Origin of the sequence: Brevundimonas sp., from assembly GCF_965279155.1 — a bacterium.
Taxonomy (GTDB): domain Bacteria; phylum Pseudomonadota; class Alphaproteobacteria; order Caulobacterales; family Caulobacteraceae; genus Brevundimonas.
In genome coordinates, this window is record NZ_OZ257138.1 from 253,007 (window position 1) to 277,837 (window position 24,831).

Annotated in this window: 23 protein-coding genes, 3 tRNA genes and 1 pseudogene; 20 read left to right on the plus strand and 7 right to left on the minus strand. The window is 64.9% G+C overall.

What is annotated here, in order from left to right:
- Positions 1 to 28 precede the first annotated feature (28 nt).
- From ACQY72_RS01210 to ACQY72_RS01220, 3 genes are read right to left on the minus strand one after another with little or no spacing between them, the layout of a single operon-like run.
- Positions 29 to 235, minus strand: a complete 207-nt coding sequence (locus ACQY72_RS01210) for a hypothetical protein (RefSeq protein WP_428155154.1) — start codon at positions 233 to 235, stop codon at positions 29 to 31.
- Complete coding sequence (locus ACQY72_RS01215) at positions 232 to 378, minus strand: hypothetical protein (RefSeq protein ID WP_428155155.1); 147 nt, start codon at positions 376 to 378, stop codon at positions 232 to 234. Before ACQY72_RS01215 ends, ACQY72_RS01210 begins: the two co-directional genes overlap by 4 nt.
- Positions 379 to 437: 59 nt before the next feature.
- Positions 438 to 566: a hypothetical protein gene (locus tag ACQY72_RS01220; protein ID WP_346495325.1), complete on the minus strand. Its 129-nt coding sequence runs from the start codon at positions 564 to 566 to the stop codon at positions 438 to 440.
- A gap of 281 nt (positions 567 to 847) precedes the next feature.
- Here ACQY72_RS01220 and lon point away from each other — a divergent pair.
- The 3 genes and pseudogenes from lon (at position 848) to ACQY72_RS01235 (ending at position 3,729) form a co-directional block, all read left to right on the plus strand.
- Positions 848 to 3,243 (plus strand): annotated as a pseudogene (gene lon, locus ACQY72_RS01225) (endopeptidase La).
- A 100-nt stretch (positions 3,244 to 3,343) separates the two neighbouring features.
- The gene (locus ACQY72_RS01230; protein WP_346495323.1) at positions 3,344 to 3,619 is read left to right on the plus strand and encodes an HU family DNA-binding protein; all 276 of its coding nucleotides are present in this window, start codon (positions 3,344 to 3,346) and stop codon (positions 3,617 to 3,619) included.
- Positions 3,620 to 3,652: 33 nt separating this feature from the next.
- A tRNA-Val gene (locus ACQY72_RS01235) sits at positions 3,653 to 3,729 on the plus strand.
- A gap of 58 nt (positions 3,730 to 3,787) precedes the next feature.
- Here the strand turns inward: ACQY72_RS01235 and ACQY72_RS01240 are convergent.
- Positions 3,788 to 7,081, minus strand: a complete 3,294-nt coding sequence (locus ACQY72_RS01240; RefSeq protein ID WP_428155157.1) for an autotransporter outer membrane beta-barrel domain-containing protein — start codon at positions 7,079 to 7,081, stop codon at positions 3,788 to 3,790.
- Between the two features lie 311 nt (positions 7,082 to 7,392).
- Here ACQY72_RS01240 and ACQY72_RS01245 point away from each other — a divergent pair, with 311 nt between their 5' ends.
- On the plus strand, positions 7,393 to 8,643 hold the full coding sequence (locus tag ACQY72_RS01245) for a glycosyltransferase (RefSeq protein WP_428155158.1): 1,251 nt from the start codon (positions 7,393 to 7,395) through the stop codon (positions 8,641 to 8,643).
- Between the two features lie 97 nt (positions 8,644 to 8,740).
- Here the strand turns inward: ACQY72_RS01245 and ACQY72_RS01250 are convergent.
- From ACQY72_RS01250 to ACQY72_RS01260, 3 genes are all read right to left on the minus strand, one after another.
- Positions 8,741 to 8,817 (minus strand) — tRNA-Asp (locus ACQY72_RS01250).
- Between the two features lie 80 nt (positions 8,818 to 8,897).
- Positions 8,898 to 8,974, minus strand: a tRNA-Asp gene (locus tag ACQY72_RS01255).
- A 96-nt stretch (positions 8,975 to 9,070) separates the two neighbouring features.
- The gene (locus tag ACQY72_RS01260) at positions 9,071 to 10,702 is read right to left on the minus strand and encodes an AbgT family transporter (protein ID WP_428155159.1); all 1,632 of its coding nucleotides are present in this window, start codon (positions 10,700 to 10,702) and stop codon (positions 9,071 to 9,073) included.
- 205 nt (positions 10,703 to 10,907) lie between these two features.
- On the opposite strand from ACQY72_RS01260, the gene ACQY72_RS01265 reads away from it, so the two are divergent.
- From ACQY72_RS01265 to ACQY72_RS01340, 16 genes are all read left to right on the plus strand, one after another.
- Complete coding sequence (locus tag ACQY72_RS01265) at positions 10,908 to 11,285, plus strand: NADH-quinone oxidoreductase subunit A (RefSeq protein WP_409715304.1); 378 nt, start codon at positions 10,908 to 10,910, stop codon at positions 11,283 to 11,285.
- On the plus strand, positions 11,255 to 11,884 hold the full coding sequence (locus ACQY72_RS01270) for a NuoB/complex I 20 kDa subunit family protein (protein ID WP_428155160.1): 630 nt from the start codon (positions 11,255 to 11,257) through the stop codon (positions 11,882 to 11,884). The genes ACQY72_RS01265 and ACQY72_RS01270 overlap by 31 nt, the downstream gene beginning before the upstream one ends.
- Entirely contained in the window at positions 11,881 to 12,510 is a 630-nt protein-coding gene (locus ACQY72_RS01275) for an NADH-quinone oxidoreductase subunit C (RefSeq protein WP_428155162.1), read from the plus strand. Before ACQY72_RS01270 ends, ACQY72_RS01275 begins: the two co-directional genes overlap by 4 nt.
- Positions 12,511 to 12,596: 86 nt before the next feature.
- Positions 12,597 to 13,775, plus strand: a complete 1,179-nt coding sequence (locus ACQY72_RS01280) for an NADH-quinone oxidoreductase subunit D (protein ID WP_346495527.1) — start codon at positions 12,597 to 12,599, stop codon at positions 13,773 to 13,775.
- Complete coding sequence (gene nuoE / locus ACQY72_RS01285; RefSeq protein ID WP_428155163.1) at positions 13,772 to 14,449, plus strand: NADH-quinone oxidoreductase subunit NuoE; 678 nt, start codon at positions 13,772 to 13,774, stop codon at positions 14,447 to 14,449. Before ACQY72_RS01280 ends, nuoE begins: the two co-directional genes overlap by 4 nt.
- The gene (locus tag ACQY72_RS01290; RefSeq protein WP_346495316.1) at positions 14,449 to 14,712 is read left to right on the plus strand and encodes a hypothetical protein; all 264 of its coding nucleotides are present in this window, start codon (positions 14,449 to 14,451) and stop codon (positions 14,710 to 14,712) included. Before nuoE ends, ACQY72_RS01290 begins: the two co-directional genes overlap by 1 nt.
- 5 nt (positions 14,713 to 14,717) lie before the next feature.
- On the plus strand, positions 14,718 to 16,031 hold the full coding sequence (gene nuoF, locus ACQY72_RS01295) for an NADH-quinone oxidoreductase subunit NuoF (RefSeq protein WP_428155165.1): 1,314 nt from the start codon (positions 14,718 to 14,720) through the stop codon (positions 16,029 to 16,031).
- A 2-nt stretch (positions 16,032 to 16,033) separates the two neighbouring features.
- A complete protein-coding gene (locus ACQY72_RS01300) occupies positions 16,034 to 16,429 on the plus strand; it encodes a hypothetical protein (protein ID WP_428155167.1) in 396 nt (131 codons plus the stop codon).
- The gene (nuoG, locus tag ACQY72_RS01305) at positions 16,429 to 18,474 is read left to right on the plus strand and encodes an NADH-quinone oxidoreductase subunit NuoG (protein ID WP_428155169.1); all 2,046 of its coding nucleotides are present in this window, start codon (positions 16,429 to 16,431) and stop codon (positions 18,472 to 18,474) included. Before ACQY72_RS01300 ends, nuoG begins: the two co-directional genes overlap by 1 nt.
- A 3-nt stretch (positions 18,475 to 18,477) precedes the next feature.
- Positions 18,478 to 19,551: an NADH-quinone oxidoreductase subunit NuoH gene (nuoH, locus tag ACQY72_RS01310; RefSeq protein WP_428155170.1), complete on the plus strand. Its 1,074-nt coding sequence runs from the start codon at positions 18,478 to 18,480 to the stop codon at positions 19,549 to 19,551.
- Positions 19,551 to 19,742 (plus strand): hypothetical protein, encoded by a 192-nt coding sequence (locus ACQY72_RS01315; RefSeq protein ID WP_428155171.1) that lies wholly within the window; start codon positions 19,551 to 19,553, stop codon positions 19,740 to 19,742. Before nuoH ends, ACQY72_RS01315 begins: the two co-directional genes overlap by 1 nt.
- Positions 19,742 to 20,233, plus strand: coding sequence for an NADH-quinone oxidoreductase subunit NuoI (nuoI, locus tag ACQY72_RS01320; RefSeq protein WP_159851118.1), 492 nt, complete (start codon positions 19,742 to 19,744; stop codon positions 20,231 to 20,233). Before ACQY72_RS01315 ends, nuoI begins: the two co-directional genes overlap by 1 nt.
- Positions 20,234 to 20,305: 72 nt before the next feature.
- Positions 20,306 to 20,932: an NADH-quinone oxidoreductase subunit J gene (locus ACQY72_RS01325; RefSeq protein WP_428155172.1), complete on the plus strand. Its 627-nt coding sequence runs from the start codon at positions 20,306 to 20,308 to the stop codon at positions 20,930 to 20,932.
- Complete coding sequence (gene nuoK, locus ACQY72_RS01330) at positions 20,932 to 21,240, plus strand: NADH-quinone oxidoreductase subunit NuoK (RefSeq protein ID WP_135195887.1); 309 nt, start codon at positions 20,932 to 20,934, stop codon at positions 21,238 to 21,240. The genes ACQY72_RS01325 and nuoK overlap by 1 nt, the downstream gene beginning before the upstream one ends.
- Positions 21,241 to 21,242: 2 nt before the next feature.
- The gene (gene nuoL, locus ACQY72_RS01335) at positions 21,243 to 23,336 is read left to right on the plus strand and encodes an NADH-quinone oxidoreductase subunit L (RefSeq protein WP_428155173.1); all 2,094 of its coding nucleotides are present in this window, start codon (positions 21,243 to 21,245) and stop codon (positions 23,334 to 23,336) included.
- 4 nt (positions 23,337 to 23,340) lie between these two features.
- Positions 23,341 to 24,825 carry an NADH-quinone oxidoreductase subunit M gene (locus ACQY72_RS01340; RefSeq protein ID WP_428155175.1) on the plus strand — a complete coding sequence of 495 codons (1,485 nt, stop codon included), beginning with the start codon at positions 23,341 to 23,343 and terminating at the stop codon, positions 24,823 to 24,825.
- Positions 24,826 to 24,831 lie beyond the last annotated feature (6 nt).

Consider the following 24,831-nt stretch of genomic DNA (forward strand, 5'->3'; position numbering starts at 1 on the left):
CGGCCTTTTTCGTTTTCGATTCGACGTGTCAGGCCGTCAGACGGATGTCCGCCAGCACCAGGGTGTGACCGGGATGGGCTTCCGCCTCGGCCCTGGCGCATTGAACGGCGCTCTTGGCGTCGGTGAAGACGCCTTCGAACAGACCGTCGCTGGAGGTGACGCGCCAGCGGGCGCCGACGGGCTGGATCGTCAGGGTCTCGATGGCCGGCGGCGATGGGGGAGCCGCCGCGATCATTGCGTGCGCCTGTGCTGATCGCGGTTCAGGCGGTCGGCCTCGGCCTGCAATCGTGCAGCCAGGCGTTCGGCGGCGGCGCGGTCGGGCAGGGGGCGGGTCGTGGCCTTGTTGACCGCCACCGCCCAGCCGCTTGCGCGGGGCACGACCCTGTATCGTCGGGGTGGAAAGGGGTCTGCGGCCCCGCCTTCGACATGGCCCTGCATCATCGCGACGGCCCCCGGGAAATCGGCGCGCCGAACAGGGCGCCGATGAAGGTCATCGCCATCTGGACGGAGGTCGGCTTTGGGGCGGGGCGTTTCAGCGATTCCGCCAGCAGATGTGAACGGCTCATGGGTCATCTCCTTGGACCGCAACCAGACGCTCGAACCCCGTAAAGCCGCCATGTCGAAAGCGCCCAGACGCATAATGCGGGCGTAAAGCGGCGTGATCGCGGGCCGTGCGACCACGCAGATGTGGGCCGTTCATCGGTCACGCTTGAACCGCGGGTCTTTCAAACCACATACTCATCCGAACGCCGTCGGAATCGACGGGCCGTCATGCGCCGGTCGGGCCTCTTGCCCGGCGGACCGTGGCGGCGGGCCGGAGATGATCAATGGCCCAGGAGTACGCATCATGACTGAACCAAAGATCCTGCCCGTCCTGCCGCTGAGAGATATCGTCGTCTTCCCGCACATGGTCGTGCCGCTCTTCGTGGGCCGCGAGAAGTCCGTGAAGGCGCTGGACGAAATCATGAAGGGTGAAAAGCAGATCCTGCTGGCGACCCAGAAGAACAGCGTCGACGACGATCCGTCGCCCGACGCCATCTATCCCATCGGCGTACTGGCCACCGTGCTGCAGTTGCTGAAGCTGCCCGACGGCACGGTGAAGGTGCTGGTCGAGGGCAAGGGCCGCGCGCGCCTGACCCGCTTCACCGATCGTGAAGAGTATTTCGAAGCCGAGGCCGTCGAGATCGAGGACGAGCCGGGCGACGCCTCGCAGGCCGAGGCCATGCTTCGCGCCGTGGTCGAGCAGTTCGAAAACTATGTGAAGCTGAACAAGAAGGTGCCGCCCGAGGCCCTCAGCTCCATCCCCCAGATCACCGACGCCTCCAAGCTGGCCGACTCGGTTGCCGCCCATCTGTCGGTCAAGATCGCCGACAAGCAGGGCCTGCTGGAAACCTTCGACGTGCCCAAGCGGCTGGAGAAGGTCTATGGCCTGATGGAGGGCGAAATCTCGGTCCTGCAGGTCGAGAAGAAGATCCGCTCGCGCGTGAAGCGCCAGATGGAGAAGACCCAGCGCGAATATTACCTGAACGAGCAGATGAAGGCGATCCAGCGCGAGCTGGGCGAGACCGACGACGCGCGCGACGAGATCATGGATCTGGAGAAGCGCATCCGTAAGACGCGCCTGTCCAAGGAAGCCCGCACCAAGGCTGAGGCCGAGGTCAAGAAGTTGCGCAACATGAGCCCGATGTCGGCCGAATCGACCGTGGTTCGCAACTACCTAGACTGGCTGCTGTCCGTGCCGTGGGGCAAGGCCAAGCAGAAGCCGATCGACCTGGCCAAGGCCGAGGAAATCCTTGAGGAGGACCACTTCGGCCTGGAGAAGGTCAAGGAGCGGATCGTCGAGTATCTGGCCGTCCAGGCCCGCACGGGCAGCCTGAAGGGGCCGATCCTGTGCCTCGTCGGCCCTCCCGGCGTCGGCAAGACCTCGCTGGCCAAGTCCATCGCCAAGGCGACCGGGCGTGAATATGTCCGTATGTCGCTGGGCGGCGTGCGCGACGAAAGCGAGATCCGCGGTCACCGCCGGACCTATATCGGCTCCATGCCCGGCAAGATCATCCAGTCGATGAAGAAGGCCAAGACCACCAACGCCTTCGTCCTGCTGGACGAGATCGACAAACTGGGGTCCGACTGGCGCGGCGATCCCTCCTCGGCCCTGCTGGAGGTGCTGGACCCGGCCCAGAACTCGACCTTCGGCGACCATTATCTGGAGGTGGATTACGACCTGTCTCAGGTGATGTTCGTGACGACCGCGAACAGCCTGAACATGCCGCAGCCGCTGATGGACCGGATGGAGATCATCCGGGTGTCGGGCTACACCGAGGACGAGAAGGTCGAGATCGCCAAGCGTCACGTCCTGCCCAAACAGCTGACGGACCATGGTCTGAAGGCCGATGAGCTGATCGTGCCGGAAAACACGATCCGCGACCTGATCCGCTACTACACCCGCGAAGCCGGCGTGCGGTCGCTGGAACGCGCCCTGGGCGGACTGGCCCGCAAGGCCGTTCGCGAGATGGCCAAGACAGGCGCCAAGTCGATCACCGTGGATGACGCCAAGCTGGCCGAATACGCGGGTGTGAAGAAGTTCCGTTACGGCGAGACGGACGAGGAGGATCAGGTCGGCATCGTCACCGGCCTGGCCTGGACCGAGTTCGGCGGCGACATCCTGACCATCGAGGCGATCAAGATGCCCGGCCGCGGCCGCATGACCGTGACCGGCAATCTGAAGGAGGTGATGAAGGAATCGATCTCCGCCGCCGCCTCCTACGTCCGATCGCGGGCGCTCGACTTCGGCGTCAAGCCGCCGGTGTTCGAGAAGACCGACATCCACGTCCACGTGCCTGACGGCGCCACGCCCAAGGACGGCCCGTCCGCCGGCGTCGCCATGACCGTGGCCATGGTCTCGGTCCTGACGGGCGTGCCGATCCGCAAGGACATCGCCATGACCGGCGAGATCACCTTGCGCGGCCGAGTTACCGCCATCGGCGGCCTGAAGGAGAAGCTGCTCGCGGCCTGCGCTCCGGCGTCAAGACCGTGCTGATTCCGCAGGAGAACGAGAAAGATCTCGCCGAGGTGCCGGACAATGTGAAGTCGGCGCTGGAGATCGTGCCGATCTCCACGGCGGACGAGGCGCTGAAGTGGGCGCTGGTCGGCGCGCTGACGCCTGTGGAATGGGACGAGGCGTCTGAGCCGCTGCCGGCGCCGGTTCCGTCTCTCGACGGGCCGACGGTCGCCGTCAGCCACTAACGTCAAGTTGAGTAGGGAGCGCCGCCGGTGAGCAAGCCGGCGGCGTTTTCGTTTTTGACGCAACCGTCGATCTGCCCTTTAGTGATCGCTTGGGGAACAGATGACAAAAGCGGAACTGATCGGCCGAATGGCCAGTGCGGCGAACATCAGCCGCGACCAGGCGAAATCGGCGCTGGAAGCATTCACCGACGGCGTGGCCGAAGCCCTGTCGGATGGTCGAGACGTCAAGCTGATCGGGTTCGGCAGCTTTGTTGCGGTCGAGCGCAAGGCCGGCGTCGCCCGCAATCCTCGGACAGGAGCCGCCGTGGCCCGCCCCGCGTCACGCACCGCGCGCTTTCGTGCTGGGGAAGGTTTGAAAAGCGCCTTGAACGGCTGAAGCCCAAAGGGCATAAGCCCGGCTCTGCATGGGGGGCGGCTAGCTCAGCTGGTCAGAGCATCTCGTTTACACCGAGAGGGTCGGCGGTTCGAACCCGTCGCCGCCTACCAAACAAAAAGGCCGCCGGATCGCTCCGGCGGCCTTTCGTGTTTCTGGCGTTCGCCTGGATCAGAAGCGGAAGCTGGCTCGCAGCAGCAGCGAGTAGCGGACGTAGTCTTCCAGCAGTTCGGCGTCGCCGGTCACCGACAGCATGCCCAGTTCGTTGCCGAAGTTCAGGCGGAAGCCCAGGATCGGCCCGCCGCCCTCGACGGCATCCGGCGACAGGATGAAGTCGGGGCCGCCGCTGGCGAAGCGGGCGATGGTCTCGCCGGCGTCCACCGAGATGTTCTGGCGATAGCCGACGCGCAGTTCGGGACGCACCCAGCCGTTACGGCCGAAGCCGTAGCCGATGTTCATCGCCGCAACCGCCGAGAAGATGTGGCTGTCGCGCGAATCGATATCGAGGTCGAAGCCGTCGCCGCCGCCGGTCTCGCTGCGGGCGCCCTCGGACAGGCTGAAATACTCGCCGTAGATTTCAGGGCGAACGTTCAGGCGACCAAAGTTGCGTTCATAGGAGGCGCCGCCGGCGACCGCCGCCGTCCAGCCGTGCCAGTCGGACTTGTTGTTCAGATAGACGCCGCTGGCGACCAGGGAACGGTCGGCGGTGAAGGAGGCATAGCCGCCGGCCGCACGCGCCCAGGTCGTCCAGTACTGGCCCTGGGCGCGCCAGTAGAGACCCAACTCCAGCAGGTTGGCCGACAGGACCTCTTCCGCCTCGGCCTCGGGGTCCTTGATGTCGGACGAGGTGAAGGCGGCCGAAATGCCGAAGGCTCCCAGGCTGGAGCCCTTCTCCACGCCGCCCGCGACGCCGAAGCCTTCCGAGCGGAAGCCGTAGGAATCGGTCTTGTCCTTGTCGGCGTAGAAGTTGATCTCCTGCACCCAGGCGCTGGTTTCGCCGGGTGCGGCGACGGCGTTGCGGCCCGTCAGGGCGCGGGTTACGGCATCGACACCGGCCGACAGCGACATCAGCGGACCGCCGGAGTGGTCGGGCAGCATCTGCTCATAGGCGTCGATGAAGCCGTCGCGCGAGGTCTGTGACAGGAAGAGGTTGCGAAGCGTTTCGTTGGACCCCAGCGCGCCATAGACGGCGTCGTAGGCGGAGGCTTCGACCGGGATGAGGCCGGCTTCCGAAGCGCTGCGGCGACGCGCATCGACGTAGACGGTGTTGCCCGCAACGCCGCCTTCAACAACGTAAAGATAGGGCGAGTTATCGGACAGTAGGGTCTGGTTGATCTGGCCCACGTTCAGCGTGCCGGCGGTGATGATGTTGAACCGTTCTGGTCCATCAATGAGGGACGCGAAGCGAACGCCGAGGGTTGACCCGGTCGCCAGGGTCGCATTGCCGCTGACGTTGAAGCCGCCTGCGGTATTGTTGGCCGGATCCAGATTGACCAGCAGCGTGCCTTCCGCGCCGATGTTCAGGTTGGAGATGGCCGTGGCGCCGGTCTGGGTGGCGGCCAGAGTGCCCTTGGACACGTTGATGTCCAGCAGGCCGTCGGCGTTCCTGATCGCGCCGGACACGACAGCGCCGCCGGTGATGTTCAGGCGGTCGGCGCCGGCGCCGAAGTCGATGTCGCCCGAGACGACGCCGTTTTCGATGTTGAGCGTATCGGCGCCTGAGCCGAGCTTGATCGCGCCGATGATGGCGGGCTCGCTGGAGTCCGGCACGCCGTCCTTGTCGGTATCGACCGCCGTGCTGCCCGTGGCGGCGGGAATGCCGAACTGACGCAGGGTGACGCCCGTCGTGTTGGCCGACAGGTCGATTGCGGTCACCGTCCCATCGACAGGGGTCGTGTCCGTGGTGCTGGGTGTCAGCGAGCCGATGATCGAGCCGGCGTTGTTGAGTTGGGTCAGCGAACCCGACTGATCGCGAATGACCGTGGCCGAGCCATGGTTGCCGCCGAACGAGGCTACCAGGTTGCCCGTGTTGGTCAGTGAGCCGACGTTCGCGCCGGCGCCGATCAGAATGCCCGTGGCGGTCTGAGCGCCTGTGCCCGATGCGACGGCCTGGATATTGCCCGAGTTGTTGATCGTGGGGGCGGTGACGCCCGATCCGATCCAGACGCCGGTGGCGTTGGCGTCGACGGCGGTCGAGGAGATGCCGCCTTCGTTGCGGACGCCGCCGACCACGTTGACGGCCTGGCCGCCCGTGACGCCCAGCTGAACCGCGCGGGATTCGACACCTGAATAGAGGCCGGAACCGAGGATGGTGCCCCGGTTGATCAGGCCATAGGCCGCATCGCCGGTGCCCACGGCGCCGAGGGTCACGGCATTGGTGGTGGAGCCGATCAGCAGGGCGGGCGCGCCGCCCAGCGAGGTGATCGAAGCCGCCGTTTCGCTGGCGTCGGGGATGCCGTCGCCGTCACGATCGGTATCGTCGCGGTTCTTGACGCCGTCGCCGTCGTCATCCTCGTCACCGTTCTTGATGGTGTCGCCGTCATCGTCGCCTTCGATACCCGCAGCGGAATAGGCCAGAGCCCTGTCCAGCAGCACGCCGCCGGCGACATTGGCGCCCACGCGGACGGCTGGGCCGCCTTGCAGCAAGTCATCCGCGTCCAACTCGTCGAGGAACAGGGTCGTGGCGTTGTCGAACGTTCCCGTCGTCGGACGCGCAGGCGGCGGGGTCGTGTAGCGGTAGCCCGTGGCGACGACCGAAGAGTGGATTTTGAGCGCGCCGCCCACGTCGCCTTCGATGGATACGCCCGACGCATTGGCGCCGAGCGCCGTTATGGAGCCGGCGAGATCGACGTTGCCGGAGATGGGGCCAGTCGTGCGGATGGCCGTACTGTCATTTCCGGTGACACGCACCGTGCCCAGGCTTTGCAGTCTGCCGTTCAGCGCCGATTCGACAGACAGGCCGTAGGAGTTGTTGCCCTCGACGGCGATCGCCCCGGTGCCTTCGACCAGAATGTTGCCGGTGAAGGGCGAGGCGCCCGTGACGCGGACGCCATACCGGTTGGTCCCGGTGGCGAAGGGACCATCCAGGTCGCCGTCGCTGTCCGTGTCCTTGATATCGGCCGTTTCCAGCGTGTCGTTGACGGTGATCGTGCCGCCGACGGTGACTGAGCCCGTGTTGCCGCCGTTGACCAGGATGCCGGTCGATCCGTCGGCCGACTTGTCCATGGTGATCGAGCTGCCGCTGTCCAGATCGACCGTGTTGTTCGAGTTCAAGGTGACGGCCGCGCCCGAAGCGACGGCGACGCTGCCGCCGCTGGCGATGCGAATGTTATCGGCGGCTGTGCCGGTCGCATTGGAAGTCTGGATCGGCGTCGTGCGGGCGGTCGAGATGACGATCTCGGCCTGGGCCCCGGCGGCGGCCATCAAGGGAGCGATCGCTACGGCGGTCGCGAGCAGAATACGCATTCGGTAGAAACCCCTGGTGGTCACGCATCACGGTACAGCCGATCCCTTAGCAGGGTCCGCGCCAGCCTTCCAAGTTTATCGAATTTGAGGCGAATACAAGGCCGCAGCAGTTTGCGACCCTGCCTGTAAATGGACCCGTGTTCTGTGGTTTTCGAGCGTTGCGGTGGATACGGAAGGTTTTGCGGCGCGTCGCTCTTGAGCTTTGCCGCGACGGGGTTTACGGCCGTCGCAAGGTCTAAAGGCCGCGTGCCGGCGACGCATCCAACGAACCCCTTCGGCGTTCGACAGCCCAGACCAGGCGAGAACACCCCATGAGCATGACAGACCTCGACGTTCAGGAAAGCGAACTCCGACTGATTCCGGGGCTGGACGTCGAGGTCGCCGACACGCTGAGGGCCTTGAGGGCGGCGGCGATGGACGAGCGGCCGCGCCTGGTGGACACCACCATGCTTTATGCACCGCGTTCGGGCGGGGTGAAACGCTACATCCTGTCCAAGAAGGCGTGGATCGAATCGAACCGGCCCGGAGTCAGCCATTCGCTGATCGTGCCCGGCGCGCGGCACAAGGCGCGGGCCGACGGCATCGTGCAACTGCGAGCGACCAAGCTGCCGTTCGGGGACGGCTATCGCTGGCCCAGCTCGGTCAAGCGGTGGAGCGCCTGGGTGGCGGCGATGAAGCCTTCGATCATCGAGGCCGGCGATCCTTACACGCCGGGGCAGGGTGCGCTGGAGGCGGGCCAGAGGGTCGGATGCCCGGTCGTCGGCTTCTGCCACTCCGATCCGGCGGGGCTTGCGGCGTTGCACTTCGGCGAATGGGCCAAGAAGCCGGTCGAGAAACGCTGGGCCAAATTGTTCTCGCAGTTCGACCGGGTGGTGTCGCCCAGCCGGTTCATCGCGCGGCGATTGGAAGAGGCGGGTGTCGACAATATCGTCATCCGGCCGCTGGGCGTGGAGATCGACACCTTCCGGCCGGAACGCCGGGACCGCCAATGGCTGCTGAACAAGCTGGGCCTGGGCGAGGATGCGCGGTTGCTGTGTTTCGCCGGCCGACCGGCCAAGGAGAAGAACGTCGATGTGCTGATCGAGGCGGTTCAGAAGCTGGGCGCGCCCTACTATCTGGTGCTGGTCGGCGCGGGCGCCGGGATGCCCGAAGAGGATCGCGTCATCTCCATGCCCTATGAAAGCGACCCCAAGGCCGTTGCCAAGATCATCGCCAGCTGCGACGCCTTCGTTCACGCCAATGACAAGGAGCCGTTCGGCCTGATCGTGCTGGAGGCCATGGCGTGCGGGCGGCCCGTGGTGGGGGTCAACGCAGGCGGAGTCGCCGAGACGGTGGACGAGACCGTAGGTCAGTTGGCCGTTAGCGCCGACGCCGACGACTATGCCCAGGCGGTCGAGGCCCTGTTCGCGCGCGACATCGAAGCCATTGGTCGGGCGGCGCGCGAGAAGGCGGTCAGCCAGTTCGCCTGGAACCGCGTGTTCGAGGACCTGTGCATGGTCTATGGCGAACTGACGGGCGAGGCGGCCTTCGTGAACCCGGATACGGCGCTGCCGCTGCATTGACGGGGTCGTGCAGACGCACGGCGATCAGCGATCGGATGAGGCGCGTCTCCGGGATACGGGGGCGCGCCACTTCTTTTTGCAATGTCTGGAAAAGAAGTGGCGCGAGTGACGGGGCTCGAACCCGCGACCTCCGGCGTGACAGGCCGGCACTCTAACCAACTGAGCTACACCCGCGTATCAGGTCGAAACTTTTAAGCTGTTTCGAAAGCTTTTTGGGAAGGCGGTGTGCGCCACTCTTCTATTTCTAGAGAGAGTGGCGCGAGTGACGGGGCTCGAACCCGCGACCTCCGGCGTGACAGGCCGGCACTCTAACCAACTGAGCTACACCCGCGTTTCCCGGCCGAAGCGGCTGTGCGCCCCGGCGAGGGGCGTCGTTTAGGCGGGCTGACACATCGCGTCAAGCGACCTTTTCGGAGAAACACGACCCTCAACGCGACGGGGCTGTGGACGGCGTGACGATCGCCGCCTGGGGCGGGCTGTGCGGGCCCGCCAGGCCGCCGCTCGTCGGCTCCTGAGCGGCCACGGCCGGGGCTGGCGGCTCATAGTGGACGCCGACCCCTGGCCCCAGCGGCAGGTCGAAGGCGACCCAGGCCGCCACCATGGCCAGACCTGCGACCAGGAAGGCGCCGGCATAGGGCAGCATGGTCGCCATCAGCGATCCAAGGCCGAATCGTGGATCCCAGCGCTGGGCGAAGGTCAGGATCAGCGGGAAGTAGCTCATCAGGGGCGTGGCGATGTTTGTGACCGAATCGCCCATCCGATAGGCAGCGGTCGTCATCTCCGGCGAAATGCCCAGCAGCATGAACATGGGCACGACGATGGGCGCCAAGGCCGACCATTTGGCCGAGGCCGAGCCGATGAACAGATCGAAGAAGCACGAGACGAAGACGACGCAGATCAGCAGCAGCGGGGCGGGCAGGGCCAGGGTCTTCAGTCCGGCCGCGGCGTTCACCGCCAGGATCGGTCCCAGGCCCGACCAGTTGAACATGGCCACGAAGTGGGCGGCGAAGAAGGCCAGCACGATATAGGGCGCCAGCTGGGCGATGCCGTCGCGCATCATCGCCACCATGTCGCGGTGCGACTTGATCGTGCCCGACCCGGCGCCATAGGCCCCGCCAGTGACGAAGAAGGTGATGGCGAAGAAGGCGACCAGGGATTTGTAGAGCGGATTGAACTTCTGCTCCGGGTCGACCTCGGGATCGACGAACGGCGAGCCAGGCAGGAAGGTCAGCGTTGCCCACAGGGCGATCATGCCCAGAACCGCCAGGCCGGCGAACCGCAGGCCGCGTTTCTCAGCGGCGGTCAGCGGCTGTTTTTCCGAGGCGTTGGGCGCGGCGACGCCCTCGGCCGGCTTCCAGACGCCCAGGCGCGGTTCGATCACGCGATCTGTCAGGAACCAGACGATGGGGGTGAAGACGAACACCACGCCCACGATGAAGAACCAGTTGCCGGCGATGTTTACCGAATAGGACGGGTCGATCAGTTGAGCGGCCGGCTCGGTGATGCCCAGGATCAGCGCATCGCTGGCCCCAGGAAACAGATTGCCGGCGTATCCGCCCGAGACGGCGGCGAAACCGGCGGCGAGGCCGGCCAGCGGATTGCGGCCCGCAGCCGCGAAGATCACGGCCGCCAGGGGAATGACGACCACATAGGACGCGTCCGACGCGTGGTGGGACACCATGCCGGTGATGACGACGATCGGCGTCAGTATGGCGCGCGGCGCGTTCAGCAGGGCGCCGCGAATAGCGGTAGCGAACAGGCCCGTCCGCTCGGCGACCGATGCGCCGTAGATGATGGTGATGACGATCCCCAGCGGCGGGAAGTCGGCCAGGGTGCGCGGCATGCCGATGATCAGCTGGCCCAGGTTCTCAGGCGACAGCAGGCTCTTGGCGACCAGTTGATCGCCAGTCACCGGATTGACGGCGGACCATCCCAGGCCCGCGCCGACCATGCTGAGGACGATCAGTCCGCCGATCAGCCACAGGAACAGGAAGACGGGATCGGGCAGGCGATTCCCGATCCGCTCCACGGCGTTCAGGGCGCGGCTGGCTGCGCTCATTCGGATGACTTTCGGTTACACGATCAGGCCCGCAATAGGGCTTTGCGGACGCCAGCCGCGCAAGCGTCGGACCTGCGACATATGGCGCAGAGACTTGCGATCCATTCTCAATGAAAAGCCAATGTCCGCAGGGGTTTGAACGGCGACGTTCTTGGGTCTAAGAAGCGCCGAATCCCGCCTCTCCCCGGCGGACGAGGTTCTTCGAATGAACGCATTCCTTCTCGAATATCTTCCGGTGGTCATCTTCGCGGGCGTCGCCGGCCTGATCAGCATCCTGTTCATCGCGCTGCCGCTTCTGCTGGCGCCGAAGAATCCGGATTCCGAAAAGCTTTCGGCCTATGAGTGCGGGTTCAACGCCTTCGACGATGCGCGCATGAAGTTCGACATCCGCTTCTATCTGGTGTCGATCCTGTTCATCATCTTCGACCTGGAAGTGGCCTTCCTGTTCCCGTGGGCGGTGTCGATGTTCGACCTGTCGCACGGCGGCATGATCTTCGCCTTCTGGTCGATGATGGTCTTCCTGGGCGTGCTGACCATCGGCTTTATCTACGAGTGGAAGAAGGGAGCCCTGGAATGGGAGTAGTCGCCGCTTCCACGCCGCCGACCCTGGTCACGGCTTCCGGCTCGCCGCTGGTTCCGGCCGGTTCCGCCGCGCGCTCGACCGTTGAGGGCTATGATCCCAAGCTCCACGACAAGTTCTTCGAGGCCGTGAACATGGAACTCGGCGAGCGGGGCTATCTTGTCGCCGCCGCCGACGACGTCATCAACTGGGCGCGCACCGGCTCGCTGATGTGGATGACCTTCGGCCTGGCCTGCTGCGCCGTCGAGATGATCCAGATGTCGATGCCGCGCTTCGACGTCGAGCGCTTCGGCATGGCGCCCCGCGCCAGTCCGCGCCAATCGGACCTGATGATCGTCGCCGGCACCCTGACCAACAAGATGGCCCCGGCCATCCGCAAGGTCTACGACCAGATGCCCGACCCGCGCTACGTCGTGTCGATGGGCAGCTGCGCCAACGGCGGCGGCTACTACCACTATAGTTACAGCGTCGTGCGCGGTTGCGACCGCGTCGTGCCGGTGGACGTCTATGTGCCCGGCTGCCCGCCGACGGCCGAGGCGCTGCTTTACGGCCTGCTGCAACTGCAGAAGAAGATCCGTCGCACGGGGACCATCGACCGATGACGTCTCTGGCTGTTCAAGCCCAACAGGAAACCGCCCTGACGCCGCTGGGCGCCGAGATGGTCGGTGCGCTGGGTGTCGAGGCGCAGATCGCCTATGGCGAGCTGACGCTGGTCACGCCGCGCGAGCGGATCGTCGAGGTGCTGACGGCGCTGCGCGATCAGTTCGGCTTCCAGCAACTGCTGGACCTGTGTGGCGTGGACTATCCGGATCGCAAGGAGCGGTTCGAGGTCGTCTATCACCTGCTGTCGATGACCCGGAACGCGCGCCTGCGCGTCAAGGTGTCGACCGACGAGACCCAACCGGTGCCGTCGGTCATCTCGGCCTATCCGGCCGCCAACTGGTTTGAGCGTGAAGCCTACGACATGTACGGCATGCTGTTCTCGGGCCACCCGGACATGCGTCGCCTGCTGACGGACTACGGCTTCGAAGGCCATCCGCTCCGCAAGGACTTCCCAATGACGGGCTATGTCGAGGTCCGCTACGACGAGGAACAGCGCCGCGTGGTCTATGAACCGGTCAAGCTGACGCAAGAGTTCCGCACGTTCGACTTCCTGTCGCCCTGGGAAGGCGCCGAATACCCCGCGCCGGTCCTGCCGGGCGACGAGAAGGCGGGAGGCCAGGCGTAATGGCTGACGGAAACCCAACCCTGCCGCCCTTGGGTGTCGATGTGTTCGAGGACGAACTCGACACGCGCACCGCCCACGCGCGTGACATGGAAGACCGCAAGTTCACCATCAACTTTGGTCCGCAACACCCGGCCGCGCACGGCGTGCTGCGCCTGGTGCTGGAGCTGGACGGCGAGATCGTCGAACGCGTCGATCCGCACATCGGCCTGCTGCACCGCGGCACCGAGAAGCTGATGGAGGCGCGCACCTATCTTCAGAACGTGCCGTATCTGGATCGTCTCGACTACGTCGCGCCGATGAACCAGGAGCATGCCTTCTGCCTGGCCATCGAGAAGCTGCTGGGCATTGAGGTGCCGTACCGGGCGCAGCTGATCCGCGTTCTGTATTCGGAAATCGGCCGCATCCTGTCGCACATGCTGAACGTGACGACCCAGGCCATGGACGTCGGCGCCCTGACGCCGCCGCTCTGGGGCTTCGAGGAGCGCGAAAAGCTGATGGTGTTCTACGAGCGCGCCTGCGGCGCCCGTCTGCACGCCAACTATTTCCGTCCGGGCGGCGTCCACCAGGACCTGCCGATGGACCTGATCGATGACATCGGCCGCTGGTGCCACGAGTTCCCGCCGGCGCTGAAGGACATCGAAAGCCTGGTCACCGAGAACCGCATCTTCAAGCAACGCAACGTCGATATCGGCGTGGTGTCCAAGCAGCAGGCCCTGGAGTGGGGCTTCACCGGCGTGATGCTGCGTGGCTCGAACATCGCCTGGGACCTGCGCAAGTCGCAGCCCTACGAGTGCTATGCCGAGCTGGAGTTCGACGTGGTCGTCGGCAAGAACGGCGACTGCTGGGACCGCTATCTGGTGCGCATCGAAGAGATGAAGCAGTCGGTGCGGATCATGGAGCAGTGCATCCACAAGCTGCGCAACTGCCCCGGCGAGCCGGTCATGATCGAGGACAACAAGATCGTTCCGCCGCGCCGTGGCGAGATGAAGCGGTCGATGGAATCCCTGATCCATCACTTCAAACTGTACACCGAGGGCTTCAAGACGCCTGAGGGCGAGGTCTACGCCTCGGTCGAAGCGCCCAAGGGCGAGTTCGGCATCTATCTGGTGTCGGACGGCACCAACAAACCCTATCGCGTGAAGATTTCGGCGCCGGGCTTCCGCTCGCTGCAAGCGATGGACTGGATGAACCGCGGTCACCAGCTGGCCGACGTGTCCGCCATCCTCGGCTCGCTCGACATCGTTTTCGGAGAAGTGGACCGATGAGCGTTCGTCGTCTCGCCAAGGAACAGCCGGCCTCGTTCGCCTTTACGGCCGACACGACGGCCAAGGCCGAGTGGTGGATCAAGAAATACCCGGAAAGCCGTCGCCAGTCGGCGGTGATCCCGATCTTGTGGCTGGTGCAGAAGCAGGAGGGCTGGGTCTCCGAACCCGCCATCCGCGCCATCGGCGAACTGCTGGGCATGCCCTTCATCCGGGTGCTGGAGGTCGCGACCTTCTACACCATGTTCATGCTGGAGCCGGTCGGCAAGACGGCGCTGATCCAGGTGTGCGGCACCACGCCGTGCATGCTGCGCGGCGCCAATGAGCTGATGAAGGTCTGCAAGGAAAAGATCGGTCCCAAGGATCACCTGTCCGCCGACGGTCGCTTCACCTGGCAGGAAGTCGAGTGCCTGGGCGCCTGTTCGAACGCCCCGATGGCCCAGATCAACGACTACTATTTCGAAGACCTGACGCCCGATACCATAGGCCAGATCATCGACGATTTCGCCGCCGGCAAGACACCGAAGCCTGGCTCCTATGCCGGTCGGATTACGTCGGAACCGGCGGGTGGCGCCAAGACGCTGCTGGACGCCAAGCTGTATGACGGTTCGGCCGCCAAGCCGATCAAGAAGCTGCCGAACAGCGACCCGGCGCCGGTCGAGAAGGCGCCGGCCTGATGTCGCCGCCTGATCTGAGCACCGACGAAGGCCGCGCGGCCTATCGCAAGGAACTGCGCAACGTCGGGCGTCCGCTGCGGGCGGGCGGACTGGCCATGGTCGTCGGCGCGGCCGTTCTGATCCTGATGTCGCGTCAGGGCGCAGTCGGGCCGTGGGCGGTCAATCTCTCCTACTTCATGCTGGCGGCGGGCTGGGTGATGGTCATCGCGGCCATCTGGATGCGCACGCGCCACCACAAACGCCGTCTGGCGGAAGGACTCTGAGGGCCATGATCGGCATTCTCGAAGACAAGGATCGCATCTTCACCAATCTGTACGGCTTCCAGGACTGGACGCTGGACGGGGCGAAGAACCGCGGCGCCTGGAACGCCACCAAGGACATGCTGGACCTTGGCCGCGACTGGATCATCAACAACGTCAAGGCCTCGGGTCTGCGCGGCCGTGGCGGCGCGGGCTTCTCGACGGGCCTGAAGTGGTCGTTCATGCCCAAGGAGGTGAAGGATCGTCCTCACTACCTGGTCATCAACGCCGACGAATCCGAGCCCGCGACCTGCAAGGACCGCGAGATCATGCGTCATGATCCGCACCTGCTGATCGAAGGCGCGCTGATCGCCAGCTTCGCGATGCAGGCCCATGCCTGCTACATCTACCTGCGCGGTGAATACGTGCTGGAGCGCGAGCGGATGGAAACCGCCGTCAAGCAGGCCTACGAAGGCAAGCTGATCGGCAAGGACAACGTCCACGGCTGGGACTTCGACGTCTATATCCACCACGGCGCCGGCGCCTATATCTGCGGCGAAGAGACCGCCCTGCTGGAATCGCTGGAAGGCAAGAAGGGCCAGCCGCGCCTGAAGCCGCCGTTCCCGGCCGGCGCGGGTCTATACGGCTGCCCGACCACGGTGAACAACGTCGAGTCCATCGCCGTCGTCGGCACCATCCTGCGTCGCGGCGCGGACTGGTTCGCCGGCTTCGGCCGCCCGAACAACACCGGCACCAAGCTGATGTCCCTGTCGGGTCACGTGAACACGCCGTGCGTCGTCGAAGAGGCCATGTCGATCCCGCTGCGTCAGCTGATCGAGGATCACGGCGGCGGCGTTCGCGGCGGTTGGGGCAATCTGAAAGCCATCATCCCCGGCGGCGCGTCCTGCCCGGTCATCACGCGCGAACAGGCCGAGACGGTCCTGATGGATTTCGACTCCATGCGCGAGGTTCGCTCGTCGCTGGGAACGGCCGGTGTCACCGTCATGGACGAGTCGACCGACATCGTGAAGGCGATCGCCCGCATCAGCTACTTCTTCAAGCACGAGAGCTGCGGCCAGTGCACGCCGTGCCGCGAAGGCACCGGCTGGATGTGGCGCGTGCTGGAGCGTATGGCCGTGGGCGAGGCCGATCCGTCGGAGATCGACCTGCTGCTGGACGTCGCCAGCCAGGTCGAGGGCCACACCATCTGCGCCCTGGGCGACGCCGCCGCCTGGCCTGTGCAGGGCCTTATCCGTCACTTCCGTCACGAGATCGAAGACCGTATCGCCAACTACCGCAGCCGCCGCGCGAACTTCGCCGGCCATGCGATCGCAGCGGAGTGACCATGCGTCTCGCCGCCGCCCTGCTGCTGATCCTGCCGACCCTCGCCGCTTGCGGCGATGGGGAGAAGGCTGCGCCTCAGGCGACGTCGGCGCCTACGGCTTCGGCTGCGGCCGAGATCGAGGCTGCGCCGGTTTCAAAAGCGGCGGCTCCTGCTGATCTAGAGTCGGCTTGTCGTGACGTGGTGAACCGCATGTTCGGTCAAGAAGGTGACGCCGTCACCTTCAAGGCCACCGGCGAACAAGCGGCTGAAGTGTCGTGGCGCGCGCCGGTTGATGGCGGCGTGCTGAAATTCGAATGCCGGGCGGAAGCCGACGGTGCGGGCCTGTTCCGCGACGGTCAACCGATGTCCGTAGATGTACAAATGGCGGCTCCCGCCGCCAAGCAAGAGGCCCGCTGATGCCTATCGCCAAGGTCAACGGCGTCGAAACCGAGTTCGAGCCCGGCATGACCGTGCTCCAGGTCGCCGAGCGCGCGGGACAAGAAATTCCGCGTTTCTGCTACCACGAACGCCTGTCCATCGCTGGCAACTGCCGCATGTGCCTGGTCGAGGTGAAGCCCGGACCGCCGAAGCCGCAGGCCTCCTGCGCGCTTCCGGCCGCCGAAGGTCAGGAGATTTTCACCGACACGCCGATGGTCAAGAAGGCCCGCGAAGGGGTGATGGAGTTCCTGCTCATCAACCACCCGCTGGATTGCCCGATCTGCGACCAGGGCGGCGAGTGCGACCTGCAGGACCAGGCCATGGGCTATGGCCGCGACGGGTCTCGCTATGCCGAGAACAAGCGCGCGGTCGAAGAAAAGGTCATGGGTCCGACCATCAAGACCTTCATGACGCGCTGCATCCAGTGCACGCGCTGCGTCCGCTTCATCACCGAAGTCGCCGGCGTGCCGGACATCGGCATGATCTCGCGCGGCGAGGACGCCGAGATCACGACCTATCTGGAGAAGTCGGTCGCCTCGGAACTGTCGGGCAACGTCAACGACCTGTGCCCCGTCGGCGCCCTGACGCACCGTCCGTGGCAGTACCACTATCGTCCGTGGGAACTGAAGAAGACCGAGACCATCGACGTCATGGACGCCCTTGGTTCGAACATCCGCGCCGACTTCCGCGGCTCCGAAGTGATGCGCGTTTTGCCGCGCGTGAACGAGGGCATCAACGAGGAGTGGCTGTCGGACAAGAGCCGCTATGTCGTCGACGGCCTGACCGCGCGTCGTCTGGATCGCCCGTGGATTCGCGAAAACGGCAAGCTGCGCGCCGCCTCGTGGAACGAGGCGCTGGACGCCGTCGCCGCCAAGCTGAAGGCCGCCCCGGCCGATCGGATCGGCGTGATCGCCGGCGACCTGCAGGACGCCGAGTCGATGAAGGCGACGCTGGATCTGTTCCGCGCCCTGGGCTCGAACAACACCGATTGCCGCCAGGACGGCGCCGCCCTGGGTTATGGTCCGCGCGAGGGCTGGCTGTTCAACACCGGCCTGGAAGGCATTGAAAAGGCTGACGCCATCCTGATCGTGGGTGTGAACCCGCGCATTGAGGCGCCGTTGCTGAACGCGCGTCTGCGCAAGAGCTGGATCAAGGGCGACGTCGAGATCGGCCTGATCGGCGAACAGGCCGATCTGACCTTCGACTACGCCTATCTGGGCGCCGGTTCGCAGACCCTGGGCAAGCTGCCCAAGTCGGCGATGGACTTCCTGACCAAGGCCGAGCGTCCGGCGATCATCGTCGGTTCCGGCGCGCTGAACGGGCAGGGCGGCCCGGCCGTCCTGAACGCCCTGGGCGCCTTGGCCAAGAAGGTCGGCGTCGTCAGCGACAGCTGGAACGGCTTCAACGTCCTGCACCACGCCGCATCGCGCGTCGCCGGTCTGGATATGGGCTTCGTGCCGGCTGAAGGCGGCCTGACGGTCGCCGAGATGCTGAAGCCGGATGCGCTGGACTTGCTGTTCCTGCTGGGCGCCGACGAGGTCGATCCGACCGGTTCGAACGCCTTCCGCGTCTATCTGGGAAGCCACGGCGACCGTGGCGCGCACGGCGCCGACGTGATCCTGCCGGGTGCGGCCTATACCGAGAAGGCCGGCCTGTATGTGAATACCGAGGGTCGGGTGCAGATGGCCGAACGCGTCGTCTTCCCCAAGGGCGAGGCCAAGGAAGACTGGGCCATCATCCGCGCCCTGTCGGCTCGCGTCGATCAGACCCTGCCTTACGACACGCTGGAGCAACTGCGCGCCAAGCTGATGGGCGATCATCCGACCTTCGGCCGGATCGACTATCTGCCCGCGCCGGCGCCGTTCGACGTTGCGGCTCTGGGCGCCAAGGGCGATCTGGGCGACCGGGTGTTCGCCTCGGCGATCACCGACCCCTATCTTTCCAATCCGATAGCGCGCGCCAGCGCGACGATGGCCGAGCTGTCCGCCCTGCGGATCGCCCCGGTCGCAATGGCGGCGGAGTAAGCCATGGACCCCGTTTCCTTCTGGGCCACGCCTCTGGGCTGGACGCTGATCACCCTCGGTCAGGTCCTGCTGATCACGGTCGGCGTTCTGATCGCCGTCGCCTTCCTGCTGCTGGCCGACCGCAAGGTCTGGGCGGGCGTGCAGATGCGCAAGGGTCCGAACGTCGTCGGTCCCTTCGGCCTGCTTCAGTCCTTCGCGGACATGATCAAGTTCGTGCTGAAGGAGGTCGTGATCCCGGCCGGCGCGGACAAGGCGGTCTTCATCATCGCCCCGATCATCACCGTGATCCTGGCCTTCATGGCCTGGGCCGTCATTCCGTTCGCCCCCGGCTGGGTGGTGTCGGACCTGAACGTCGGCATCCTGTACATTTTCGCGGTGTCGTCGCTGGGCGTGTACGGCATCATCATGGGCGGCTGGGCTTCGAACTCGAAGTATCCGTTCCTGGGCTCGCTGCGTTCCGCCGCGCAGATGGTGTCCTATGAAGTCTCGCTGGGCCTGATCATCATCAATGTGATCCTGCTGGCCGGCACGATGAACCTGTCGGCCATCGTCGACAGCCAGAAGGGCATGTTCTGGAACTGGTACGGCTTCGGCGGCGGCGCCGACACCTGGCCGCTGGTCGTGATCCTGTTCCCGATGTCGATCATCTTCTTCATCTCGGCCCTGGCCGAGACGAACCGTCCGCCATTCGACCTGCCAGAGGCCGAGTCCGAACTGGTCGCCGGTTATCAGGTCGAATACAGCTCGACCCCGTACCTGCTGTTCATGATGGGCGAGTACGTCAACATCGTCTTCATGTCGGCGATGATCAGCCTGCTGTTCTTCGGCGGCTGGAACCCCGGCGTACCGCAGGCCTGGATAGACAGCCTGCCGGCCTGGATCGCCTATACGATCTATCTTCTGACCTTCATGGCCAAGACGGTCTTCTGGTTCGTCTGCATCTCGATGGTGAAGGCCTTCGTGCCGCGCTATCGCTATGACCAACTGATGCGCCTGGGCTGGAAAATCTTCCTGCCGACCTCGCTGGTGGCGGTCGTGATCGTCTCGGCCTGGCGCGTCTTCGTGGTGGGGTCGTGATGAAGGGTCTTGTCATAGCTTTCGGCCTGCTGACGCTGACGGCCGCCTGCGCGCCCGACAATACGCGCATGCCCGAGTCGAGCTATCAGTGGCAGCAACGCCAGGACCGCATCGAACAGGACTGGCGCGCCAGCCAGACCGCTTCCCAGACCGCCCCCAAGACGACGCCCGCCCCCAAGGATAAGCCCTGATGTTCACCCGTATCGTCCAGGCGACCAAGGGCGCGATGATGCTGGACGTCATCGGCGCCATCGGTCTGTCGCTGAAGTATATGGCGCGGCCCAAGATGACCGTGAACTATCCGTTCGAGCGGAACCCGCAGTCGCCGCGCTTCCGCGGCGAACACGTGCTGCGCCGCTACGCCAACGGCGAGGAACGCTGCATCGCCTGCAAGCTGTGCGAGGCCATCTGCCCGGCCCAGGCCATCACCATCGAGGCCGAACCGCGCGCCGACGGCAGCCGTCGCACGACCCGCTACGACATCGACATGGTCAAATGCATCTACTGCGGCCTTTGCCAGGAGGCCTGCCCAGTGGACGCCATCGTGGAGGGGCCCAACTCCGAATTCGCCGTCGAGACGCGCGAGGAGCTGCTCTACGACAAGCAACGCCTGCTCGATAACGGCGACCGCTGGGAACGGCAGATCGCCAAGAATCTGGAACTCGACGCGCCTTACCGCTAAGGCGCTCACGCAAACGGGTCGGCGATTCCTGAAACGGGGTCGCGGCCGATACGAAAGGGGCTTCGTCCCGACATGCTGCAAGGCATAGCCTTCTATCTGCTGGCGGCGGTCGCCACGGTTTCCGGCCTTCTGGTCGTGACCGCGCGCAACCCCGTGCACAGCGTGCTGTGGTTGATCCTGGCCTTCTTCTCCTCGGCCGGTCTGTTCGTCCTGCTGGGCGCCGAGTTCCTGGCGATGCTGCTGGTCGTCGTCTATGTCGGCGCGGTCGCGGTGCTGTTCCTGTTCGTCGTCATGATGCTGGACGTGGACTTCCTCAAGCTGCGCGAAGGTTACGCGCGCTATCTGCCGCTGGGGGCGATCATCGCCGCCGTACTGCTGGTCGAGATGATCATCGTCTCGGTCGCCGTGGTTCAGGGCGGGGCTGCTGCTGGTCTGCCGGCCCCGGTTGCTCCGGACGCCAGCGTCACCAATGTCGAGGCCATCGGTCGCGTGCTCTACACGGACTACGTCTACTTCTTCCAGGCGGCCGGGATCGTGCTGCTGATCGCGATGATCGGCGCCATCACCCTGACGCTGCGCCACAAGCCGAATATCAAACGCCAGAACCCCGGCGATCAGGTGAACCGCGACCGTCGCAAGTCGGTCGAGATCAAGCCTGCCGCGACGGGCGAGGGCGTCAGCGCCGAGGAGCTTCTCTGATGGACATCGGTCTGACCCACTATCTGACGGTCGCTGCGATCCTGTTCACCATCGGGGTGTTCGGCATCTTCGTGAACCGCAAGAACGTCATCATCATCCTGATGTCGATCGAGCTGATCCTGCTGGCGGTGAACATAAACTTCGTCGCCTTCTCGACCTATCTGAACGACATCAGCGGGCAAATCATGGCGATGTTCGTCCTGACCGTCGCTGCGGCTGAGGCCGCTGTCGGCCTGGCCATCCTGGTGACCTTCTTCCGTAACCGCGGCGACATCGCCGTCGACGACGCCTCCGTGATGAAGGGTTGAGCGTGACTTTCCATACCCTCGTCATTCTCGGGATCTTCGCCCCGCTGCTGGGCGCGGCCGTCGCCGGCTTCTTCGGACGCCGGATCGGCAATATCCCGTCGCAGGCCGTAACGACCGGCCTGCTGTTCTTCTCGTGCGCCGTCGCCTGGACGGTGTTCGGGCAATGGACCTGGGGCCATATGGAGCCCTTCACCATTCGCCTGGCGCCCTTCATCAATGTGGGCGATTTCCAGTCGGCCTGGTCGATCCGCATCGACGCCCTGTCGGCGACCATGCTGATCGTGGTGACCAGCGTCTCGTCGCTGGTCCACCTGTATTCCTGGGGCTACATGGCCGAGGACGACAGCCGGCCGCGCTTCTTTGCCTATCTGTCGCTGTTCACCTTCATGATGCTGGCGCTGGTGACGGCCGCCGACTTCATGCAGATCTTCTTCGGCTGGGAAGGCGTGGGCCTGGCATCCTATCTGCTGATCGGTTTCTGGTTCAAGAAACCGACCGCCAGCGCAGCCGCCATCAAGGCCTTCGTCGTTAACCGCGTCGGCGACTTCGGCTTCGTCCTGGGGATCATGACGATCTTCTGGATGTACGGCACGATCGAGTTCGCCGAACTGTTCCCGATGATCGCCACCAAGGCGAACACGACGTGGGAGTTCCTGGGCGTCCAATGGTCCGCCCTGGATCTGGCCGGCTTCCTGCTGTTCATCGGCGCCATGGGCAAGTCGGCCCAGTTCTTCCTGCACACCTGGCTGCCCGACGCGATGGAAGGCCCGACGCCCGTGTCGGCGCTGATCCACGCCGCCACCATGGTGACCGCCGGCGTCTACATGGTCTGCCTGCTGTCGCCGATCTATGAGTATGCGCCGGGCGCCTCCCAGATCATCGCCATCATCGGCGCGATCACGGCCCTGTTCGCCGCCACGGTCGGCCTGACCCAGAACGACATCAAGCGGGTCATCGCCTATTCGACCTGTTCGCAGCTGGGCTACATGTTCTTCGCAGCGGGCGTCGGCGCCTATCAGGCCGCCATGTTCCACCTGTTCACGCACGCCTTCTTCAAGGCCCTGCTGTTCCTGGGCGCCGGTTCGGTGATCCACGGCATGCATCACGAGCAGGACATGCGGAAGATGGGTGGCCTGTGGAAGCTGCTGCCGGTCACCTATGCGGTGATGACCATCGGCACCATCGCCATTACCGGCCTGGGCATCCCCGGCGTCGGCGGCTTCGCCGGCTTCTATTCCAAGGACTCGATCATCGAGAGCGCCTATGCCTCGGCTGCCAACGGCCACAGCGCGATCGGCCTGTTCGCCTTCTTCGTCGGCATCATCGCCGCCGGTCTGACGGCCTACTATTCGTGGCGCCTGGTCTTCATGACCTTCCACAACAAGCCTGTGTGGAAGGAAGAGGGCCATGCCCATCACGGGGATGACCACGCCTCGCACGCTCAGTTGGAGACGCATTCCGAGCCGGTCACAGACGCTCACGCGCATGATGACCACGCGCACGACGATCACGGTCATCATGGTCCGCTGAAGCCGCACGAAAGCCCGTGGGTGATGCTGGTTCCGCTCATCCTGCTGTCGGTCGGCGCCGTCGCCGCCGGTTTCGTCTTCGCGCCGCACTTCATCGGCCACCACGAGGCCGAGTTCTGGCGCGGAGCCATTTTCGTCGGCGAACACAACCACGTCCTGCACGACAGTCACTCGGTTCCGACCTGGGTGAAGTGGTCGCCGCTGATCCTGACCCTAACCGGCACGGCCTTCGCCTACTGGATCTATGTCGCTCGCGAAGGCATGGGCCGACGCATGGCCGAGCGGAACGGCGTCATCTACCGCTTCCTCTACAACAAGTGGTATTTCGACGAGCTGTACGACTTCGTCTTCGTGCGCGGCTTCAAGGCCATCGGCGATTTCTTCTGGAAGGTCTTCGACGTGAAGATCATCGATGGTCTCGGCCCGAACGGCGCTGCCTGGGTGTCGCTGAAATCCGCCGCTCGACTGGCCAAGATCCAGTCCGGCTATGTCTATCACTATGCCTTCGTGATGCTGCTGGGGGTCGCCGGTCTGCTCACCTTCGCCATCCTCGCGTGGGGAGCCTGATCTCGTGCCCTACATCCTGAGCATCGTTACATTCCTGCCCCTGATCGGGGCGCTGGCGCTCTTCGTCGCCCGGCTGACCTTCAAGTCGGCCGACGCCGCCGCTCCGGCCGCGCGCTGGATCGCCCTGGTCACGACGCTGGTCACGCTGGCGGTCTCGATCGGGCTGGTCGCCGGATTCGATCCGTCGAACACCGGCTATCAGTTCGTCGAGATGGTCCCGTGGTTCGCGGGCGCCAGCTATCACCTGGGCGTGGACGGGATTTCGATCCTGTTCGTGCTGCTGACCGCCTTCCTGATGCCGATCTGCATCCTGGCCAGCTGGAAATCGATCGAGACGCGCGTCGTCGAATACATGATCGCCTTCCTGGTGCTGGAGACGCTGGTCATCGGCGTATTCACGTCGCTGGACCTGTTCCTGTTCTACATCTTCTTCGAAGGCACCTTGGTGCCGATGTTCCTGATCATCGGCATCTGGGGCGGGGCGAACCGGATCTACGCCGCCTACAAGTTCTTCCTCTACACCCTGCTGGGGTCCGTCCTGATGCTGCTGGCCATGCTGTGGATGGCCCATGAGGCCGGCACCACCAGCATCCCGGAACTGAAGCAATACGCCTTCGACCCGGCGGTTCAGCCGCTGCTTTGGCTGGCCTTCTTCGCCTCGTTCGCGGTCAAGATGCCGATGTGGCCGGTCCATACCTGGCTGCCCGACGCCCACGTTCAGGCGCCGACGGCCGGTTCGGTCATCCTGGCCGGCATCCTGCTGAAGCTGGGCGGCTACGGCTTCATCCTGTTCAACGTGCCGATGTTCCCGGTCGCGTCCGAGATGTTCCGCCCGCTGGTCTTCACCCTGTCGGTGATCGCCATCGTCTACACCTCACTCGTCGCCTGGCGTCAGACGGACATCAAGAAGCTGATCGCCTATTCGTCCGTGGCCCACATGGGCTTCGTCACCCTGGGCATTTTCTCGGGCAATGACGTCGGCATGCAGGGCGCCATCTTCCAGATGATCAGCCACGGTCTGATCTCGGGCGCGCTGTTCTTGTGCGTCGGCGTCGTCTACGACCGGATGCACACCCGCGAGATCGCCTTCTACGGCGGCCTGACGTCGCGGATGCCTTGGTATGCGGCCATCTTCCTGATGTTCACCATGGCCAACGTCGGCCTGCCGGGCACTTCGGGCTTCGTCGGTGAAGTGCTGACCATGACGGGCGCCTATCAGGCCTCGACCTGGGCGGCCCTGGTCGCGGCCTCGGGCGTGATCTTCTCGGCGGTCTACGCCCTGACCCTGTACCGGGCCGTGATGTTCGGCGAGATCACCAATCCGAAGCTTCAGACCATCACCGACGTCGACAAGCGCGAACTGTTGCTGTTCGTGCCGTTGATCGTTGGCACCATCTGGCTGGGGGTCCATCCGGCCGCCGTCCTCGATTACACCGGGCCTGCCGTCGAGGCCCTGACCAACGCCTATCGCGCCGCGATCGGCGGGTGAGACCAT

Excerpts from the sequence above, each read along its gene's own strand:
- nuoG (WP_428155169.1), top strand. The coding sequence starts at position 16,429 with ATGCCTATCGCCAAGGTCAACGGCGTCGAAACCGAGTTCGAGCCCGGC.
- ACQY72_RS01245 (WP_428155158.1), top strand. The coding sequence starts at position 7,393 with ATGAGCATGACAGACCTCGACGTTCAGGAAAGCGAACTCCGACTGATT.
- ACQY72_RS01220 (WP_346495325.1), bottom strand. The coding sequence starts at position 566 with ATGAGCCGTTCACATCTGCTGGCGGAATCGCTGAAACGCCCCGCCCCA.
- nuoE (WP_428155163.1), top strand. The coding sequence starts at position 13,772 with ATGAGCGTTCGTCGTCTCGCCAAGGAACAGCCGGCCTCGTTCGCCTTT.
- ACQY72_RS01280 (WP_346495527.1), top strand. The coding sequence starts at position 12,597 with ATGGAAGACCGCAAGTTCACCATCAACTTTGGTCCGCAACACCCGGCC.
- ACQY72_RS01325 (WP_428155172.1), top strand. The coding sequence starts at position 20,306 with ATGCTGCAAGGCATAGCCTTCTATCTGCTGGCGGCGGTCGCCACGGTT.
- ACQY72_RS01230 (WP_346495323.1), top strand. The coding sequence starts at position 3,344 with ATGACAAAAGCGGAACTGATCGGCCGAATGGCCAGTGCGGCGAACATC.
- ACQY72_RS01300 (WP_428155167.1), top strand. The coding sequence starts at position 16,034 with ATGCGTCTCGCCGCCGCCCTGCTGCTGATCCTGCCGACCCTCGCCGCT.
- nuoH (WP_428155170.1), top strand. The coding sequence starts at position 18,478 with ATGGACCCCGTTTCCTTCTGGGCCACGCCTCTGGGCTGGACGCTGATC.
- ACQY72_RS01265 (WP_409715304.1), top strand. The coding sequence starts at position 10,908 with ATGAACGCATTCCTTCTCGAATATCTTCCGGTGGTCATCTTCGCGGGC.
- nuoK (WP_135195887.1), top strand. The coding sequence starts at position 20,932 with ATGGACATCGGTCTGACCCACTATCTGACGGTCGCTGCGATCCTGTTC.
- ACQY72_RS01275 (WP_428155162.1), top strand. The coding sequence starts at position 11,881 with ATGACGTCTCTGGCTGTTCAAGCCCAACAGGAAACCGCCCTGACGCCG.
- ACQY72_RS01260 (WP_428155159.1), bottom strand. The coding sequence starts at position 10,702 with ATGAGCGCAGCCAGCCGCGCCCTGAACGCCGTGGAGCGGATCGGGAAT.
- ACQY72_RS01210 (WP_428155154.1), bottom strand. The coding sequence starts at position 235 with ATGATCGCGGCGGCTCCCCCATCGCCGCCGGCCATCGAGACCCTGACG.
- nuoF (WP_428155165.1), top strand. The coding sequence starts at position 14,718 with ATGATCGGCATTCTCGAAGACAAGGATCGCATCTTCACCAATCTGTAC.
- nuoI (WP_159851118.1), top strand. The coding sequence starts at position 19,742 with ATGTTCACCCGTATCGTCCAGGCGACCAAGGGCGCGATGATGCTGGAC.
- ACQY72_RS01290 (WP_346495316.1), top strand. The coding sequence starts at position 14,449 with ATGTCGCCGCCTGATCTGAGCACCGACGAAGGCCGCGCGGCCTATCGC.
- ACQY72_RS01315 (WP_428155171.1), top strand. The coding sequence starts at position 19,551 with ATGAAGGGTCTTGTCATAGCTTTCGGCCTGCTGACGCTGACGGCCGCC.
- ACQY72_RS01240 (WP_428155157.1), bottom strand. The coding sequence starts at position 7,081 with ATGCGTATTCTGCTCGCGACCGCCGTAGCGATCGCTCCCTTGATGGCC.